Source organism: Mesorhizobium sp. 2RAF21 (assembly GCF_052115345.1).
GTDB lineage: Bacteria > Pseudomonadota > Alphaproteobacteria > Rhizobiales > Rhizobiaceae > Mesorhizobium > Mesorhizobium terrae.
Map to the genome: position 1 here is coordinate 180,245 of NZ_JBFRGM010000003.1, position 13,903 is coordinate 194,147.

At 63.8% G+C, this 13,903-nt stretch carries 12 protein-coding genes; 6 read left to right on the plus strand and 6 right to left on the minus strand.

Annotated elements, in window-relative coordinates; genetic code table 11:
- The first annotated feature begins 165 nt into the window (after positions 1–165).
- The 6 genes from AB4136_RS06035 (at position 166) to AB4136_RS06060 (ending at position 5,963) form a co-directional block, all read left to right on the plus strand.
- Complete coding sequence (locus tag AB4136_RS06035) at positions 166–702, plus strand: hypothetical protein (protein ID WP_441930530.1); 537 nt, start codon at positions 166–168, stop codon at positions 700–702.
- The gene (locus tag AB4136_RS06040; protein WP_441930532.1) at positions 684–1,286 is read left to right on the plus strand and encodes a hypothetical protein; all 603 of its coding nucleotides are present in this window, start codon (positions 684–686) and stop codon (positions 1,284–1,286) included. Before AB4136_RS06035 ends, AB4136_RS06040 begins: the two co-directional genes overlap by 19 nt.
- 83 nt (positions 1,287–1,369) lie before the next feature.
- A complete protein-coding gene (locus AB4136_RS06045; RefSeq protein WP_441930534.1) occupies positions 1,370–1,870 on the plus strand; it encodes an SRPBCC family protein in 501 nt (166 codons plus the stop codon).
- 519 nt (positions 1,871–2,389) lie between these two features.
- The gene (locus tag AB4136_RS06050) at positions 2,390–2,851 is read left to right on the plus strand and encodes a (2Fe-2S)-binding protein (protein WP_441930536.1); all 462 of its coding nucleotides are present in this window, start codon (positions 2,390–2,392) and stop codon (positions 2,849–2,851) included.
- Positions 2,851–3,720, plus strand: a complete 870-nt coding sequence (locus AB4136_RS06055) for an FAD binding domain-containing protein (RefSeq protein ID WP_441930538.1) — start codon at positions 2,851–2,853, stop codon at positions 3,718–3,720. The genes AB4136_RS06050 and AB4136_RS06055 overlap by 1 nt, the downstream gene beginning before the upstream one ends.
- Positions 3,717–5,963 (plus strand): xanthine dehydrogenase family protein molybdopterin-binding subunit, encoded by a 2,247-nt coding sequence (locus AB4136_RS06060; protein ID WP_441930540.1) that lies wholly within the window; start codon positions 3,717–3,719, stop codon positions 5,961–5,963. The genes AB4136_RS06055 and AB4136_RS06060 overlap by 4 nt, the downstream gene beginning before the upstream one ends.
- 69 nt (positions 5,964–6,032) lie before the next feature.
- On the opposite strand, the gene AB4136_RS06065 is transcribed toward AB4136_RS06060, so the two are convergent.
- From AB4136_RS06065 to AB4136_RS06090, 6 genes are all read right to left on the minus strand, one after another.
- A complete protein-coding gene (locus AB4136_RS06065) occupies positions 6,033–6,734 on the minus strand; it encodes a VIT1/CCC1 transporter family protein (RefSeq protein ID WP_441930542.1) in 702 nt (233 codons plus the stop codon).
- Complete coding sequence (locus tag AB4136_RS06070) at positions 6,731–8,629, minus strand: heavy metal translocating P-type ATPase (RefSeq protein ID WP_441930544.1); 1,899 nt, start codon at positions 8,627–8,629, stop codon at positions 6,731–6,733. The genes AB4136_RS06065 and AB4136_RS06070 overlap by 4 nt, the downstream gene beginning before the upstream one ends.
- Before the next feature lie 612 nt (positions 8,630–9,241).
- On the minus strand, positions 9,242–9,394 hold the full coding sequence (locus AB4136_RS06075) for a hypothetical protein (RefSeq protein WP_441930546.1): 153 nt from the start codon (positions 9,392–9,394) through the stop codon (positions 9,242–9,244).
- Positions 9,394–12,585 (minus strand): efflux RND transporter permease subunit, encoded by a 3,192-nt coding sequence (locus AB4136_RS06080; RefSeq protein WP_441930548.1) that lies wholly within the window; start codon positions 12,583–12,585, stop codon positions 9,394–9,396. The genes AB4136_RS06075 and AB4136_RS06080 overlap by 1 nt, the downstream gene beginning before the upstream one ends.
- The gene (locus tag AB4136_RS06085; protein WP_441930550.1) at positions 12,582–13,592 is read right to left on the minus strand and encodes an efflux RND transporter periplasmic adaptor subunit; all 1,011 of its coding nucleotides are present in this window, start codon (positions 13,590–13,592) and stop codon (positions 12,582–12,584) included. Before AB4136_RS06085 ends, AB4136_RS06080 begins: the two co-directional genes overlap by 4 nt.
- A gap of 83 nt (positions 13,593–13,675) precedes the next feature.
- Positions 13,676–13,879 carry a YgaP family membrane protein gene (locus tag AB4136_RS06090; protein ID WP_441930552.1) on the minus strand — a complete coding sequence of 68 codons (204 nt, stop codon included), beginning with the start codon at positions 13,877–13,879 and terminating at the stop codon, positions 13,676–13,678.
- Between the last annotated feature and the right edge of the window lie 24 nt (positions 13,880–13,903).

Consider the following 13,903-nt stretch of genomic DNA (forward strand, 5'->3'; position numbering starts at 1 on the left):
ATTAAAAATGCATGTTATCTGCAGCGTCCCGCCATCGCCGATGAAGGCGTTGCGCGATCATATATCGGAGCATGCGATGGAGTTCCCAGGCTTCTTTTCAGAAGCGCCCACGATCACGCTGCGCGATCCTTGGCCGCATTCCTTGGCCTCTCGAAAAGCGGGGTGATGTCCTACGCCTATGCAGATGCCGTGAAGCTCGCTGGCCATTCCTGTCCCATCGTCGCCGGTGCCTATCTGATGGTACGACGCGGGCTCAGCCGGCTCTATGGTGACGAGTTGCCCGAGCGGGGCGATGTGAAAGTCTACCTGCGTGCCCCGCGCGACGAAGGCACGACGGGGGTGATCGCCGCAGTGGCAACACTGCTCACGGGGGCTGCGCCCGAGACTGGCTTCAGTGGCATCGGCGCGAGTCATCGGTTCATCCGCCGCGATCTCCTGCGTTTCGACACACCGTTCGACGGGATGATGGCGCTCCGGCGGAGCGACAATGGGCGGGGCGTGATCCTTGATCTCGATATGACCGTCGTCCCATTCGCGCCCGAGATGCAAGTATTGCTCCCCCGGGTCATGACAGAGCAGGCCGACGAGGGCGAGCAGGAACGCTTTGCCCGACTCTGGCAGGCCCGCGTCGAGCAGATGCTGATCCGGCACGCAGATGACCCTGTGCTCATCCGAGTTTGCGAATGGAAGGCTGCGGCCTGAGCAGGGAGCCGACAATCTCACACGGCGCGGCCGCGTGTGGCCAGGAAAGTGCAGAAACGATGCAGTCGAGGCTTGAAGACTCCGCCAATGCGTCGGAACGCACCCAGGCGGTTCCGGACCTAGATGACGCGATTGCGGGAGGCACGCTGAAGCTGACGCAGCCGGATGCTCGCGGTCGAGGGCCTGCTTCGAGGGTGAAGCTTCCGCCATTGCCAGGGAATGACGATGCCCGCGCGTTGAAGGATCGGCTGCGCCAGATTTTGATCGAGCTGGCGCAAACCGAAACCGTTGCAACCTACAGAATTCTCGCCGAGCGGCTCGGCCTCATGCCGCCGCAGACCGTTCACCGAGTCGCCGGCCTATTGGAAAAGCTGATGGCGGATGATGCCGAAGCAGGTCGACCGCTTCTGGCGGCTCTTTGCGTTGGCCGCCTGCGCCACGGCTTGCCGGCGCCAGGCTTCTTCATGGCCGCCGAAGCGCTACGGCTTTTTAAGGGTGCTCCCGAAGGCCCTGTGGCGCGGGATTTTCATGTACGCGAGTTGGCCCGTGTCTTCGATTATTATCGTCAGTTCCGCAGTGGCTGACATCTATTCGCTGACGGCACCATGCGGCGAACAGCGTCGCCGTGAGCTTTCCGGAAGGGCGAAAAGCGATATGGAGAGGTTCGATGAATGACGACGCTATTCAGGTAGGCCGGATTAGGCGTTTCGCGGAAGGCTTTGAAGGATGCCTTGAGCGATGGATCGGACACAAACAGGAAACGGTCTGGCGCATGTTGACCGACCCGCCGCAACTCGTCCAGTGGCTTGCTCCCGGTTCGATCGAGTTGCGTAAAGGCGGCCGGGTTCATATCGATTTCGGCGACAGCGGGGTTGTGATCGACAGCACCGTGCTAGCGTTCGATCCGCCGCGCCTGCTCGCCTATTCATGGAGCGGTGGCGATGTAGCTCATCGGCCGTTGCGTTGGGTGTTGGATACCGTTGACGGGGGCACAGCGCTGACACTGACCGTGCAGCTTCCGGCAGGGGAAGACATTGCCAAGGCTTGTGCGGGGTTCGAGGCGCATCTCGATATGCTCGTCGCGGCGCTGGAAGGGGTTCCGATTCGATTTCCCTTCGATCGCTACCTGGCGGCGAAGCGCGCCTATGGGGAGCTTCTGCCGGAATAGCAGCGACCCGCACGGTGACATTGTCTGGCAAGAGCAGCCTTGGCTGGTTCGGGGTTTATCTAGCGATCGGCCACTTTGCCAATTCCGCTGGTCGATAGATGGCAAGCTACGGGCTCGGCCGTGCGCGTAGCCGGTCAAGCGCTCCTGCAGGCCCCTCGGCGTCGCACAGCACTTTCTGCGAATTGTTTGCGTTTCGACAAATAAGCGGCCCCATACCGGGATAGATTTTCGCGCCGGGCTCGATGTTTAAAGCTAGGGCCTGTCTCGCAGCTTTCAGGAATTTATCGAATATGTCAGATACAGAAGTCGTGTCCCGGCGTCAGCTGGACGTGCGCGTCGTCTTGCCCGTGGAACGCCATAGGGGCCGGACATTTGGCGTGTCGAGATCATGAGATTGCGGCCACCCGGCAGCGATTGTTGCTGCGGCAGCTGACGAACCAATGCTCCACGGCGTGACCTAGCGGCGCGAGCCGTCTGGAGCAAAAAGCCAACCCATGAGATGCGAGAGCAATCCTCGCCATGAGAATCTCCTTGCAGGTTAATGGTCGGGCGGTCGAGACGGAGGTTTCGGCAGTTTCGCGATTAAGCGGCTTGCTCCGCAACGTCCTTGGCCTGACAGGCGTCAAGGAAGGCTGTTGCGAAGGGGAGTGCGGAGCCTGCACGGTGCTGCTAGATGGTCAGCCGGTCAATTCCTGCCTGATGCTGGCGTTCCAGGCCGCGGGGTGTGAAGTCACTACCGTCGAGGGACTTGGCGGAAGCAGCGGCCTGCAAAACGCTTTCCTGCAATTGGGCGCAGTGCAGTGTGGCTACTGCACGCCGGGGATGCTGGTAGCGGCTGAGGGACTCCTGCGGGCCAATCCCAGACCGACCGAAACCGAAATCCGCCACGCGCTGGCGGGCAATATCTGCCGCTGCACGGGTTTCGAAAGCGTCGTTCAGGGCGTCGCTGCCGAAGCTGCCGCTCGTCAGGGGACCCTTTGATGAGCGATCTGTCGGTCGCCATGCCAGCCAATATGGCGGAGCTGCAGGCATTGTTCAGGGCAGCCGCGGGGCCAATAAGGTTAATCGCGGGAGGAACGGATATGCTGATCGCAGGCCGTCCGCTGCCAGTCGGCGGCCTTCTGGTAGATATCTCTCGCATAGCGGACATGGCCTTCGTTTCCGCCGATGCCAGCGGCATCTGCGTAGGAGGCGCCACGACTGTCGCCGCGATCGCGGCGGATCTCGAGATCCGGTCAAGGCTGCCCGCCCTTGCCGAAGCCGCCGCACAGTGCGGATCAATTCAAATCCGCAATCGGGCGACCATAGGCGGCAATATCGCAAACGCCGCCCCGGCAGCCGACCTTCTGCCCGTATTGGTCGCTGCTGAAGCTCGATTGGCCTGCATCGGGCGTGATGGCGCAACGTGCGAACTCGCGATATGCGACTACTCGCCTGACCGTGGATACCTGATCGCCGAAGTATTCCTGCCAAGCGGCGGCTTCTTTTCGCGTAGCGCTTTTGTCAAGCTCGGACCCCGGCGTGACCTGAGCATCTCGCGCCTCAATCTCGCGCTGCTCGGCGAATTTCAGGATGCCCGTTTCGGCGATGTGCGCGTTGTCGCCGGCGCGCTGGGGCCTCGTCCTCGACGCCTGCCTCTCGCAGAGGAAGCGCTGACGGGCAATAGGTTGGAGCGCGCCACCCTGCGCGGGTTCCTTTCGGCGTTGGCCGACGAGGTCGATGCGGCGATCCCCGGGCGCAGTTCGCAAGCCTACAAGCGGCGCGCGATCGCGGGACTGGGGCTCGATCTGGTCGCGCAAGCGGTGGGGCTTAGCCCGCGCGAGCAGCTCTTTCAGGACGCAGTGGAATGAACCAGTTGTCGCGCCGCATACCGCTGGTTGACGGTCTCGTGAAAGTGACGGGCGCTTTGCGCTTCACCGCCGACTTGCCTATCGACGGCCTGCTCCACGGCGCGCTCTTGCTGAGCACGCGCCCCCATGCCCGTATCGTTCGTTTGGATGCCGCTGCGGCATTGGCGGTCGAGGGGGTACATGAAGTGTTCTGGCATGGAAACACGCCCGCCGACTTCTACAACAGCTCCATATGGTTTTCGGGGCAGAAGGCGCTGGCCGACGAACAGATGTTTCCGCAAGTCGTGCGCCACGTGGGCGATCGAGTGGCGGCGGTCGTTGCGGAAACGGAAGAAATCGCTCGCCGTGCGGTGCTGCTGATCGAGGTCGACTATGTGGACCTGCCTGCCATCTTTGATCCCGAAGTCGCGCTGGGTCATGGGGGGCTGCCGTTGCGGGAGGACGATACTCCAACGTTCCTGAACCCTGTAGCCGGCGAGACGTTCGTGTGCGGCGACCCGGAGGCTGGCTTCGCGGCCGCTGATCTGATCGTCGAGACCCGCGTCACGACCCCGCGCAGCCATCATTGCGCCGTGGAGACCCATGCCTGTATCGCCAAGCCCGAACCCGACGGCCGCATCCTGATCCTGTCGCCGTGCCAGAGCGTCTTCGCCGTCCAGGCGGTCGTCGGCCAAGCGCTAGGGCTGCCCCCCGAGAAGATAAGGGTCCAAAAAACTCCCATAGGCGGGTCGTTCGGAGGAAAGGCGGAGCCAATCCTCGACCCCCTGTGCGCTTTCTTTGCCGTGAAACTCGGCCGGCCGGTCATCATTCGCTTCGATCGCCATGAGACATTCACCGCAACTCGTACCCGTTCCAGCGTCACGGGCTGGATGCGGATAGGGTTTGATGTCGACGGCCGAATCCTGGCGCGCGAGACCTACACGCTCGTAGACATCGGCGCCTACTGCACCGGGGGCAACTACTTGCCCAGCTCGATGCTTCAGCGGCTCGTGCGGCTATACGACGTTCAGGCGGAGCGCTATAGCGGCCGCGCTGTCTACACGAACACCGTTCCGGCAGGCGCATTCCGCGGCTACGGCTCGCCCCAAATCCACACCATAGCCGAAGTCACGCTGGATATTGCCGCGCGCCGGATCGGCGTCGATCCGGTGGTCCTGCGCCAGAGGAACCTCGTTGGCCCGGGGGCGATTGAACCTTGGCAGGGGCTCGACGTGGGCAACGCCCGGGGCAGGGAGTGCTTGAGCCGCGGCGCCGAAGCGTTCGGCTGGGCTGGGCGCTACCGGAAGGATGTTGGGCGAGGGCGGTGGCGGCGGGGAGTTGGGGTCGCTTCGGCTACTCACATCAATGGCTGCTATCCCGGGTTCCATGAAGAAACAACGGCTTCGCTGCGGCTGCTGCCGGATGGACGGGCCGAACTCGTCTGCGCTCTCCACGACCTTGGTTGCGGGGCTGATACCACGCTGGCGCAGATTGCAGCCGAGACGCTTGGGTTGCAGGCGCCCGACATCGTGATAGTTCCCGCCGACACTGATACCTGTCCCTACGACCTCGGCACGCGTGCCAGCCGCATGACCTATATCTGCGGGGAAGCCATTCGTCGCGCCGGGGTATCGCTTGCAAAGTCAATCCTCGCTGCCGCGGGTCTGGAGCTGAATGCGCAAGCCGATGACTTGTCTCTGGAAGCTAGCACAGTGCGTCACGGGCATGGCTCCGCCATGGCGCTCCCGGATCTCGCCGCCCGCTTAGCCACCCGCGGAATCGAGCTGCCGGCGGCAACGGAAAGCTACCGCGCCCAAGCCAACCCTGGCTCGTACGCGGCCCATTTCGCGGAAGTTGAAGTCGACAGCCTCACAGGCCGCGTACGGGTGACCGATTATCTGGCCGTTCATGACGTGGGTCGAGCGATCAATCCGATGCTGGTGGAAGGTCAGATCCACGGTGGAATCCAGATCGGCATCGGCTACGCGCTCTATGAAGATGTCGCGATCGACCGTACCACCGGCCGGATGCGTGGCGACAGTTTCAGCCGCTACACGCTAGCCAATGCGCCCGAGATGCCGCCTATATGTGTGTTGCTCGTTGAAGAGGGCGAACCAACTGGCCCCTTCGGTGCCAAGGCGGTCGGGGAGATCGCCACGATTCCGGTTGCGGCCGCAGTTGTCAATGCCGTGAACAATGCCTTGGGCACTGAACTGACGGACCTGCCGCTTTCGCCCGAACGCATTCTCGCGGCGATAGCCTGAGTGCGCCTCCTTCGCCGGATTGCTCAAGTTCGAGATCCGTGCCATTGCCTTTGACGGAGGGTTTCCTGTCTATCCGGCGCTGACCCCGAAGACTGTCCCGACGGCGGCTGTTATACCCATTGCCAGCGCCCCCCAGAAGGTGACGCGCACTGCCCCGCGCACCATATCGGCTCCTCCGGCGCTCGCCCCCAGGCCGCCCAGGATGGCCAGCGCGACGACCGTGGATGCCGCGACCATCACGCCTGTTCTCTCCGCGGGCGATGCGAGCGCCACAATTAACGGCACGACCGCTCCTGAAGCGAAAGTGAGGGCTGAGACCAGGGCCGCCTGCACGGGGCGGGCCGCGGCAGTCTCGGAAATGCCGAGTTCGTCGCGGGCATGGCTTCCCAAGGCATCGCGCTCTGTCAGCTGGACCGCAACCCGCTCGGCGAGCTCGCGGTCCAGGCCCCTGTCGACGTAAATCTGCGTCAGTTCCTCCAGCTCCGCCTCGGGCGTTTCGGCGAGTTCGCGCTTCTCGCGGGCGAGGTCGGCATTCTCGGCATCCGTCTGGGAGCTGACCGAGACATACTCTCCCGCAGCCATCGACATCGCCCCAGCCACGAGGCCGGCCAGTCCAGCGATCAGGATCGCGGTCGATCCTGATCCTGCCGCCGCTACGCCGACGACGAGGCTGGACGTGGAGACGATCCCATCGTTCGCGCCAAGCACGGCGGCGCGGAGCCAGCCGATCCGGTGGACCATGTGGACTTCGGAATGCGAGAGACGGCTCATTTCGGGTGCACTCCTGTGAGGCTGGTTTCCATGACTGATGAAGTTGGCGATAGCCCTAGGGCCGGGGAGATGCGGAGCGCCCGGAGGGCATTGAGGATGACGGCGACATCTATCGCCTCCTGAAGAAGCGCGCCCTGGACGGGTGAAAGGAGGCCAAGCGCGGCCGCTACCATGCCGAGGACGGAGAGACCTATTCCGGCGACGACGCTCTCCAGCGCGATGCGGCGCGCGGCTCGCGCGATCTCGATGCCAGGTTCCAATCGGTCGATGCGGTCGACGAGGAGGACCACGTCGGCAGCCTCGGCCGAGGCGGCGGCGCCGCGCGCTCCCATGGCGATGCCGATATCGGCTGCGGCGAGCGCTGGCGCATCGTTTACGCCGTCTCCGACCATCATCACCGGACCCCGCTTATGCTCAGTGAGCACCAGCAAGACCTTCTGGTCAGGGGTCAGGCCCGCACGGATGCCGTCAAGACCTAAGTGCTCCGTTACGCGCTCCGCCACTTCGCGGCGGTCCCCCGTGGCCAGCAGGATTCGCTCGATACCTTGCTTTCGAAGTCCAGATAACATGCTGTGCGTTTCTTCGCGAAGCCGATCGGCCATGATAAGATGTCCCGCCAGCTGCCCGTCCACGCCCACTGCCGCCATTACCGACCCGGCGCCGATCTCCGGGTGCTCCGTACCCATTTGCCCGATGCGGTCGGTCACGAACCGATGTCCGCCTATAATGACGGCGCGGCCGTCCACTATTCCAGTCAACCCCTCTCCAGGCATTTCCGTCACTTCCGACGGCACCGGAAGGGGCAACCCCCTGGCCTTCGCGGCAGCGACGATCGCCTGCGCCACCGGATGCTTCGAAGCCTGGTCGAGCGCCGCGCCAAGGCGAAGGATTTCACCCTCCTCGATACCCGAATGGCTGTCGATCGAGACGAGGTGGGGCCGGCCATCGGTCAGCGTGCCCGTTTTGTCCAGGATGAGCGTCCGGACGTGAGCCATGGCTTCGAGTGGGCCCGCTCCCTTGATCAGCACGCCAAAATGCGCCGCGCGGGATAGCCCGGCGACCAGCGCGACGGGGACTGCGAGGATCAGCGGGCAAGGCGTGGCGACAACCAGAACGGCGACGGCCCGGATCGGGTCGTTTGTGAACCACCAGGCGGCGAAGGCAAGCCCGACGGTGGCGGCCAGGAAACCGAGCGACCATCGGTCTGCGAGCCGCGACATGGGTGCCTTCGATTTCTGCGCTTCCTCCACGAGCCGGACGATACCCGCGTAGGTGCTGTCCTTGGCAGGCCGCGCCGCGATCAGGTCGAAGGCCTCGCCTGCGTTGGTAGATCCGCTCAGCGCCTCGCCGCCTGCCTCCGTGCGGACGGGGAGCGACTCCCCCGTTAAGGCAGAGGTGTCGAGGAAAGCCAACTTTGAAGCGATGGTACCATCCACGGGGACGACGTCTCCCTGACGGATCAGCAGGCGGTCGCCCGGCAAGATGTCGTCTAGAGGCAAGTCCACAAGCGCGCCGTCGCGATGCTTCGTCGCTTTGCGCGGGACGCGCGACAGGAGGTCGTGCATCTCGCTGCGCGCACGCCCCTCCGCGAAACTTTCGAGAAAGGTGCCTCCCGAATACATGACGGCGACGACCGCCGCTGCCAGCGTCTCGCCGAAAGCCAAGGCGGCGGACATGGACAGCGCCGCAACGATGTCGAGTCCCACCTCGCCGCGCCACAGGCTGCGTAGGATTTCAACCAGCAAGACCGCCAGGACCGGAACTACGCCGACGAGCCAGATCGTCCGCGCGAGGTCAGACTGGGCTGTGAGATAGAAAGCGAGGCCAACGCCAAGGCCGCTTATGGCGACCACTAGCATTGCCGTTTTGAGAGTGTCTTCGTTCGAATGCTCCATCGCACCTCAACCCTCTGCCGTCGATGCTGACATCTGGCCGCCAACAAACACCGACCCGACGGGTGGGGTCCTACATCCTCGCCACGGCGAAGCAGGAGGCTTCGGGCCGAAGCGCGCAACCCAAGCGTCTTTGACGTGGGCTGAGGGTTCGGCTTGGACGCTACGGCTTGACGGTAAACTCCGTCCACATACCCGCCGCGAAGTGACCTGGCACATTGAGCACGTATTTTTCCGGCTTCAGGTAGGCGAAACCAGTTGTCATGGGCCCTTCGTCCCACAACGAAACCTGAACCGTGCTGGCGGCATCGGCACCACCAGCCAAGCAACGACTGCGGCAAGCGTCAGTGCCGCAGTCCTTAGCATCGTTTTCAAAGCGATATCCTCTCGGCAAACACCGATGGAACCGACACCGGCGATCGACCAGAGCCATGGCACCTGCCAGCGGCCCAACAGTGATTGCATGGTTGCATCTGCAGCCAACTTTATCCTTGCGCGGGATCAAAACGCCCGGCACGCGATGTGTGTCATTCGGCGAATCCGGAGACCGATGCCATTATGCGCAACATGTCTTGCTGCGCGTCGGTAGGCCCCTAATCCTGTTTGAAGTCCGTCTCAGCGGACATCGGAATCTCTGGTTGCACGGGTGGGCTGGCGATCGATCGCTTGATTCCACGCCAGCCAGCGAACGACGGCAGGTCGTCGGCCATTGCGGTGGCGTTGCGGATCTGGACCATCGCGCTGTTGCATCGCCTCGCTCAGATCCATCAACTCCTCCTAAGCGCCACGTAGATCGCTGGTATCACAAGGACGGTCAGCAGCGTCGACGAGGCCAGGCCGAACAGCAGCGAGATAGCCAGTCCTTGGAAGATCGGGTCGGTCAGGATCACTGCTGCACCGATCATCGCCGCAAGTGCGGTCAGAAGGATCGGTTTGAAGCGGATCGCGCCGGCCTTGAGCAGCACGCCGAGCGGCCCGTCTGTCCCCCTGGCATGCCGGATGAAATCGACCAGCAGGATCGAGTTGCGGACGATTATGCCGGCGAGCGCGATGAAGCCGATCATCGAGGTTGCCGTGAAGGGCGCGGCGAAGGCCCAGTGGCCGAGCATGATGCCGATCAGCGTCAGCGGGATCGGCGTTAGGATGACCAGTGGCAGCTTGAACGATCCGAACTGCGCGACGACCAGGATGTAGATGCCGAGAATAGCCACCATGAAGGCGGCGCCCATGTCGCGGAAGGTCACCCAGGTCACCTCCCATTCGCCGTCCCACAGGAGGGTCGGCTTCGATTCGTCGTCCGGCTGGCCGTGCAGCGCGATCTGCGGCTTCGGCAACGCCCCCCAGTCCGCCCTGACGATGGCGTCGTCTACGGCGAGCATACCATAGACCGGCGCCTCGAACGCGCCGGCCAGTTCGCCCATCACCATCTCGGCCGGCCGGCCGTTATGGCGGAAGATCGGGTAGGAGGCCGGCTCCCGGCTCACCCGGACGATGTCGCCGAGCTCGACGACGTCGCGCGCGCCGGGCAGCGCGTTGGCGGCCACAGGCGTCGCCAGGGCGCGCTGGTCGACCACGCCGTTGCCCTTGGACAAGGCGAAGCGGATCGGGATCGGCAGGCGGCCGCCGCCTCGGTGCGAGTAGCCGACCGTGGTCCCGCCGTAGAGATAGCTCAGCGTGTCGTAAACGTCCGCCTGCTCGACCTTGTAGTATTCGAGGTTGTCCTGGTCGATTGAAAGCCGGAGCCGCTCTGGCTGGTTGTGGAAGCTGTCGTCGACGTCGACGATGAAAGGGATGCTGGCGAAGGTCTCGCGAACCTTGGCCGCAACCGCGCGGCGGGTCTCGGCATCCGGGCCGTAGATTTCGGCCAGGAGCGTGCCGAGCACTGGCGGGCCAGGTGGCGGCTCGACCACCTTCAGCACCGTGCCCGCCGGCATTGCCATTCCCTTCAAGCGATCGCGCAAGTCGAGCGCAATAGCATGGCTGGCGCGGCTGCGGTCGCCCTTGGGAAGGAGGTTGACGGCGATGTCGCCCTGTTCGGGGCTCGATCGAAGGTAGTAGTGGCGCACCAGGCCGTTGAAGTTGAAAGGCGCTGAGGTGCCTGCGTAGGTCTGGAACGAGACCACTTCCGGCACGGAGGCCAGCCGGTTCACGGCTGCCTGCAGCAGACGGTCCGTGTCCTCGACCGACGAGCCCTTCGGCAGGTCCGCCACAATCTGGAGTTCGGTCTTGTTGTCGAAGGGCAGTAGCTTGACCGTGACATGCTTGGTGTAGATCAGCGCCATGGACCCAATCGTGGCAATGCCCACGACCAAGAGGAACGTCCACGCCCGGAACCGCGACTTCAAGATCGGCCGCGCCACCGCGACATAGATCCGGCCCAGCACGCCGCCATGCGCGCTGCCGGCACGGCCATGCACGCCGGCCTGATCCTTTCCGCCGAGCTTCATCATCAGCCACGGTGTCAGCATCACCGCCACGAAGAAGGAGAAGAGCATCGCGGCCGAGGCGTTGGCTGGGATCGGGCTCATATACGGGCCCATGAGGCCGGAAACGAACAGCATGGGGAGCAGCGCCGCGACCACGGTCAGCGTCGCCACGATGGTGGGATTGCCAACCTCGGCGACAGCGTCGATCGCGGCCTGGGTACGCGAACGTCCATCGTCCATCGCCCAGTGGCGCGCGATGTTCTCGATGATCACGATGGCGTCGTCGACGAGGATGCCGATGGAGAAGATCAGGGCGAACAGGCTGACGCGGTTCAGCGTGTAGCCCATGATGCGCGATGCGAACATGGTCAGCAGGATCGTCGTGGGTATCACCACGGCCACCACCAGGGCTTCCCGCCAACCGATGGCGACGGCGACCAGGAGAACGATGGAGACGGTCGCAAGGCCCAGATGGAAAAGCAGCTCGTTGGCCTTCTCATTGGCCGTTTCGCCATAGTTGCGCGTCACGCGCATCTCGATGTCTTTCGGGAAGACTTGGCCGCGCACCTGCTCGAGGCGCTTGACGATCGTATCGGCGATGACGACCGCGTTGGTGCCCGGTCGCTTTGCGATCGCCACCGATACGGCCGGCGTGCGCTCGAGACCGGTGTCGGACTTGACGATGTTGGTGACGCGGTTCTCCGCCGGCGACGTCGCGAGCACCACGCTGGCGACGTCGCGGATATAGACTGGCCGGCCGTCGCGAGCCGTCAGCAAAAGGTTGCCGATGTCGGACAAAGCCTGCAGCGTCTGGCCAGCCACCAGAACACGCTGACCGCCCTGATCGCGCACCGTGCCGATCTGGAAGGACCGGTTGGCGCCCGCGATCTTGCCCGTCAGCTGCTGCAGCGTGATCCCATATAGCGAGAGCTTTTCCGGATCCGGCTCGACCTGGATCTCTTCCGGCTGCTCCCCGACTATGTAGGTGAGGCCGATATCGGGAAGCTTTGCGACCTCGACCTGCAGCTCATGTGCGAGACGCGTCAGGTCCGCCGAGGAGTAGCGTGCCGCCGCTTGCGGCGCCGGCGTTATCGTCACCACCACTATTGCCACGTCGTCGATGCCGCGTCCGACGATCAGCGGTTCCGGAATCCCGACGGGGATGCGATCCATATTAGCGCGGACCTTGTCGTGGACACGCAGGATCGCGGCATCCGAGCTGGTGCCGACCTTGAAGCGCGCGGTTACCAGCGCGCCGTCGTCCATCGTCTGCGAATAGACGTGCTCCACGCCGTCTATCCCCTTGATGATCGTCTCCAGCGGCTCGGTTACGAGCTTGACGGCATCCTCGGCCTTCAGGCCGTTCGCGGATACATGGATGTCGACCATGGGTACGGAAATCTGCGGCTCCTCCTCGCGCGGCAGCGTGACCAAGGCCACGAGCCCAAGCGCCAGCGCGGCCAGCAGGAACAGGGGAGTCAGTGGCGATGCGATAAAGGAACGGGTAAGCCAGCCGGCGATGCCGAGTTTCATGGCAGCACGACCTGGTCGCCATCGGCAAGACCACTCAGGATCTCGACGCGCGGCTGGCCGGCATCCCGGAATGTCCCGCCCAGCACGACCGCGACGTCTAGCGGGCCGTCCGCCGTCTCGACCCTGACGTAGTCTATGCCGTGGACGGTTCTGAGCGCCTCTGGGGGAACGCCGAGCATGGTCCGTTTGGCAACAGGTATGGACACGAGCGTGCGCTCATTGACGAAATAGGTCCCGATATCGGCGACTTCGACGTCGGCAATCACACGACCATTCTCGATCTCGGGATAGACCTTGGCGATCCGCCCTTCGCTGGCCTTGACGAAGCCGGCATTGGTGCCCGTGCCGCGTTCGCCGATGTCGACGTGGGCGCCTTCCGTTATTTCCACTGCGTGCCGTTCCGGCAAGGACAGTCGCAGATAGTATTGGCCCGACGCAACCCGTGCGACGGGTTCGCCTGCCATGATCACCGAGCCGGCAGCCACCGGAATCGTCAGGACCCGGCCGTCGGCCGGAGCCAGGATGTCGCCTTCCCTGGTGCTTTGCTCGATGACCGCCCTCTCGGCGATCGCAGCCACGAGTTGGTTCGTAGCGACATCGAACTGCGTCTTTGCGGCGTCTACCCGGCTTTGGGCGGCAGCACCCTTGGCGAGCAGGTCCTGCGCGCGCTGCAGATCGGTGCGGGCGCTATCGAGCTGCGACTTCAGCGCGGCGATCTTGGCGTCGGCCGCTCTGAGCTGCAATGCGAGCTTGTCGTCGACCACCGTGGCGATCACGTCGCCTTTGCTTACCTGGGTGCCCTCCGAGACCCGGACGGACGAGACCGTTCCCGAAATCCTCGCCCTTGCCGGCAGGATGGTGCGGCTCTCCACCTGTCCATACACCGCCTTCATCTCGGTGACGGTGGACGCCTTGACGATGAACTCGCCGGCGCGTGCATCGACCGCGACAAGGCCGGCGACGCCGATAAAAAAAATGTTCGCGAGGGCCGATCGTATGGTTCTCATCACGCTTGTCTCGGTTGTTGGAAAATGGGCCGGAAGGCGGCTGGATCGCCTCCCGGCCAGAAGCCAATTGCTCGATGATGCCGCTACTTGAACGCCACGCCCGACTTGCAGCCGAGCTTCTTCAAGACCATCGCTGCCGGGCAGAAGCCTGTGACCGAGGCTTGCACCATGTTGAGCCCGGCGAATGCGGTCAGCAGGAACCAGTAGGGCGAATAGTAGATGCCGAGCGCGAGCGATATCAGCACCATGAAGCCCGCGAACATGAGAACTGCCCTGTCTATCGTCATGATCCTTTTCTCCTGAATACCGCC